The sequence below is a fragment of the Humidesulfovibrio sp. genome (assembly GCF_035560995.1).
In the GTDB taxonomy this organism is placed as follows: Bacteria; Desulfobacterota; Desulfovibrionia; order Desulfovibrionales; family Desulfovibrionaceae; genus Humidesulfovibrio.
This window is the reverse complement of record NZ_DATMYK010000165.1, coordinates 1-3,947: the sequence shown is the minus strand read 5'-3', so window position 1 is coordinate 3,947 and position 3,947 is coordinate 1. Positions and strand designations below refer to the sequence as shown.

Sequence of the window (3,947 nt, the reverse complement as noted above, 5' to 3'; positions counted from 1 at the left end):
CCCTCGGCAGCGTCATCGAACCCGGCGTGGTGACGGAGCTTTCCGCCGTGGCCGGGGTGCTCACCATCGGCACGGCCATCAACCTGCTGGAGCTCAAGCGCATCTCGCTGCCGAACATGCTGCCCTCACTGGTGTTCACCGTGGCCCTGGTCAGCTGGTTCCGCTGAAGGGCGAGCCTCCCAGGAAGCGCTGGCCAAGCTCTTCAGCCTGGCCCGGTCGCATGCCCAGAAAGCGCACCCCCACGCAGCGCCGGCACGTGGCCCTGCCCCGCAGGCCGGACCAGCAGATGAGCGCGGGCATGGGCTCAGGGTCGCTCAGCTCCAGAACGCTCAAGAAAAGCTCCTCGCCGGGCGCGAACTCGGTCTCGCAGTTCAGCGCGCCGCCACAGGCCGAAAGGTCGAGGATGGTGGCCGGGAGCGTCTGCTCACCGCCTCCACTGCGCCGCGTAAGCAGGGCATGCAGCAGCACCGGAACGCGGGGCACATGCCGCGCCGGACGAGGGTCGAAGCCGCGCACCTCGGCCACGAAGTCCCGCGGGTCATCCAGATACACAGGTGGGCCGCCCTGCCGCGCCCCACGCGCCCGCAAAAGCGGAAAGGCCTCCGCCAGTTCGAACAGGTGCCCGCGTTCCAGTGCCGGGGCGTGCAGCACCTTGTCCATCTCAAGCACAAAACCGCTCACGGGCTGCCCGGCCAAGCGGTCCAACAGCTCCGCCACATCCGGCACATACAGCGGCGCCAAGCCGGGCACGGCGAGATCATCTGCGTAGTCTTGCGGCCTTCCGGCCAGCACCAGCACCGGCCGGGTCAATTCCTCGCCGCCGTCGCCGGGCGTGTCGTGTGCTTTCTGCATGGCTATCCTCCTGGGTTGCGGAGCAAGGCACAAGACTACGTATAGCACACCCGGCCAGAAAGTGAACACCCGGCGCGCAGGTATCTGTTTTCAGAGCCGACTCGTCCGAAACGCCACAACAGCACGGAGAATCACAAAAAAGCCCGCAACCGGTTTCCCGGCGCGGGCGCAATCTGGAACGAAAGTGAGCAAGGGGTGCCCCCCCTTGTGCGGACTTTATTTCGGCTTGCTCTGCAGCATCACCATGGCCTGCAAGATGCGCGAAAGCTCCTGGTCGTAGCCTTGGTCCTGGGCCAGCTGGGCCACGGCCTTGGCGGGCTCCACGGGCTCCCCGTAAGGGTGTTTCGTGGTCATGGCGCAGTAGGAATCCACCAGGCCGCACAAACGCCCAAGGGGGCCGATGGCCTGCCCCTGCTTCTTCTGCGGGTAGCCGGAGCCGTTGATGCGCTCGTGGTGGTCGGTCACGCACTCCTCCACCTCCGGGAAACGCAGGTCCAGCTTGGCCAGCATTTCGTAGCCCACCTGGGTGTGACGCTGCACCTTACCCCGGTCCTCGGCCGTCAGGGCCTTGTCCTTCTCCAGCATGAAGGGCGGAATCTTGCTCATGCCCAGGTCGTGCAGAAACAGCCCGGCGGTGAGGTGGTCGAGGAACTTGCGTTTCACCTCGCCCGCTTCGTACTGCTTGCTTTGCTGCTTGATGTGCACGGCCAGGCCCATGATGCCGCTGTTGAAGGAGTGGTTGGCCAGGGTGTGCGTCTGGTGCAGCCGCCTGGACAGGGCGCGGATGCGGTTGGCGTCGGCGTAGAGGTACTCGGTGAGCACCATCATGTCGGTCCACAGCTTGCCGAAGACCAGCGGCACCGGCTGGCTGAAGAACTCGCCCAGGCGCCGCGTCAGCGCCTGGGTGAATATGTCGGCTATTTCCGTCTCGTGCAGGTTCTTGTCCACCAGCACCAGGTCCAGCTGGTAGCTGATGTGCTTGACGTAAACGGGATGGTCCTCGCGGGAGACGAAGACGAGTCCCTCGTCCACCAGCTGGGCCAGCTGCTCCACCTGCTCGTTCGACAGCCGCTCCCCGGCCTTGCAGTAGGGCAGCACGCGGGCCACATCCTCCTTGAACCTGTACAGGTTCAGGGGCGGGCGGTACTTGCTGAAGCTCTCCAGTATGTCCAGGTTGATCTGGTAATACTGCTCGTCCAGCGCATCGGCGATGCTGGCTTTCTTGTCGGCTGCTGCCACGGGCTATTTCTCGTAGACCTTGACCACGTTGGTCTGGGTCTGCAACTGGCCGCGCTTGGGCTGCCCGGCGGTCACCACCACCACGTCTCCGGTCACGAACAGGGGCGACTCGCGCACGAAGCGCTCCGCGCGCTCCTGGTGGTTGTCGTCCTCGGCGATGGGCGACACGGGCGTGACGCCCCAGGAAAGGTTGGTGAAATGCCGCACGCGGTCATCGGGCGAAAGGGCGTAAATGGGCTGCTTGGGCCTGCACGCGGCCAGAATGCGCGTGGTGGAGCCGGAGGTGGAGTGCGTCACCAGGGCCTTGGAGCGGGTCTTCTGGGCCAGCAGGCAGGCGCAGTAGGCCAGGAACTTCGCCGGGTGCTCCTGGTCGCTGGGCGGCTTGGGGGCCATGCCCTCGTCCTCGAAATAGTAGTCCTCGGCCCAGGTGGCGATCTTGCGCATGAAGCCCACGGCCTTGTCCGGATATTTGCCGATGGCCGTCTCCTCGGACAGCATGATGCAGTCGGCCCCGTCCAGGATGGCGTTGGCCACGTCGGTTGTTTCCGCGCGGGTGGGCATGGGGCTTGAGACCATGGACAAAAGCATCTGCGTGGCCACGATGACCGGCTTGCCCGCCGCATTGGCCGCCTTGATGATGCGCTTCTGCAACGCGGGCAGCTGGGCCAGCTCGCATTCAAGGCCCAGGTCGCCTCTGGCCACCATGACGCCGTCGGATTCCTCCAGGATGCGGTCGAGCCCGATGATGGCGCTCTGGCGCTCCAGCTTGGCGATGATGGGCAGCACGCGGCCCATGTTCCGCATCTCGGCCTTCAGGTGGCAGATGTCGTCTGCCTTCTGCACATAGGAGAGGGCCACAACGTCCACCCCAAGCTCCATGCCGATGGCCAGGTCTTCTTTGTCCTTGGCGGTAAAGGCCGCCAGGGGCGTGGTTTTTCCGGGAAAGGCGATGCCCTTTCTGGCCGGGGCGATGCCGGCGTTCTCCGCGCGCAGGCGCAGCAAAAGGTCGCCCTCGCGGGCGATGACGTTGAACTGGAGCATGCCGTCGCTAAGGGCCACGGTTTCTCCAACGTTGATGCTGCGCAGAAGCGTGGGCTGGTCGAGGCAGATGAAGGGCTCGTCGCGGCCTTCCTGCTGCCCGGGCGCGCCCAGCAGCACCTCGGCCCCCTTGGCGATCTCAAGGGTGCCCAGGCCGATGTCGCAGGTGCGGATCTTGGGGCCGGAGAGGTCCTGCAGAATGGTCAGGCTGAGGCCAGTTTTCTGCTCCAGGGCGCGGATGATGGCCACCAGCTTGATGAAGCCTTCCTTGCCGCCGTGGGAGAAATTGAGGCGGAAGATGCGCGCTCCGGCATCGACGAGGGCGGCGATGGCCTCTTCGGTCTCCGTGGCGGGGCCCAGGGTGGCGATGATCTTGGTATGCATGAAGCGCTCTCCTTCTCTTTTTCCGTCCCTGCGGACGGCTGGCTCACGTCTGGCGGCTGGCGCCCAACCTTTCAGCATTGTTTATTCTTCCTGCCGGTCATGAAACCGGTGCCAGTGTTGGCTTGATTACTAACCGCATTTCCTTGGGAAGCAAATGTTTTTTGTGTTGACTTTCCTCTGGAATTCATAAAAAAGTGGGGCGAAGTGGTAATACGTGGGAAATTGTGGTTCACCAAGGGGAAAATGTGAGACTTTTAGGCCATGCCCACCGCAGTCTGGATCCCAAGGGTCGGCTCATGCTGACCCCGGAGTTCCGTGACCAGTTCCTGGCGGAAACGCCGGACGGGCGGTTGGTCCTGACCATTTATCAGGGGCAGATCATCGGCATCACCCCGGAGCAGTGGGACACCTTTGTGGCCGAACTGGAAAAGCCC

General features: G+C 64.2%; 4 protein-coding genes and 1 pseudogene. 2 read left to right on the top strand and 3 right to left on the bottom strand.

Features of this window, described 5'->3' with window-relative positions; translation table 11 throughout:
• Nucleotides 1–14: 14 nt before the first annotated feature.
• On the top strand, nt 15–167 hold the full coding sequence (locus VN419_RS06340) for a DUF554 family protein (protein WP_325645620.1): 153 nt from the start codon (nt 15–17) through the stop codon (nt 165–167).
• On the opposite strand, the gene VN419_RS06335 is transcribed toward VN419_RS06340, so the two are convergent.
• The 3 genes from VN419_RS06335 to pyk form a co-directional block, all read right to left on the bottom strand.
• Entirely contained in the window at nt 151–852 is a 702-nt protein-coding gene (locus VN419_RS06335) for a PilZ domain-containing protein (RefSeq protein ID WP_325645618.1), read from the bottom strand. The genes VN419_RS06340 and VN419_RS06335 overlap by 17 nt on opposite strands.
• Nucleotides 853–1,068: 216 nt before the next feature.
• Entirely contained in the window at nt 1,069–2,091 is a 1,023-nt protein-coding gene (locus VN419_RS06330) for an HD-GYP domain-containing protein (protein ID WP_325645615.1), read from the bottom strand.
• Nucleotides 2,092–2,094: 3 nt separating this feature from the next.
• On the bottom strand, nt 2,095–3,513 hold the full coding sequence (gene pyk / locus VN419_RS06325; protein ID WP_325645613.1) for a pyruvate kinase: 1,419 nt from the start codon (nt 3,511–3,513) through the stop codon (nt 2,095–2,097).
• A gap of 245 nt (nt 3,514–3,758) precedes the next feature.
• On the opposite strand from pyk, the pseudogene VN419_RS06320 reads away from it, so the two are divergent.
• Nucleotides 3,759–3,947: pseudogene (locus VN419_RS06320) on the top strand (MraZ N-terminal domain-containing protein); the annotation flags it as partial.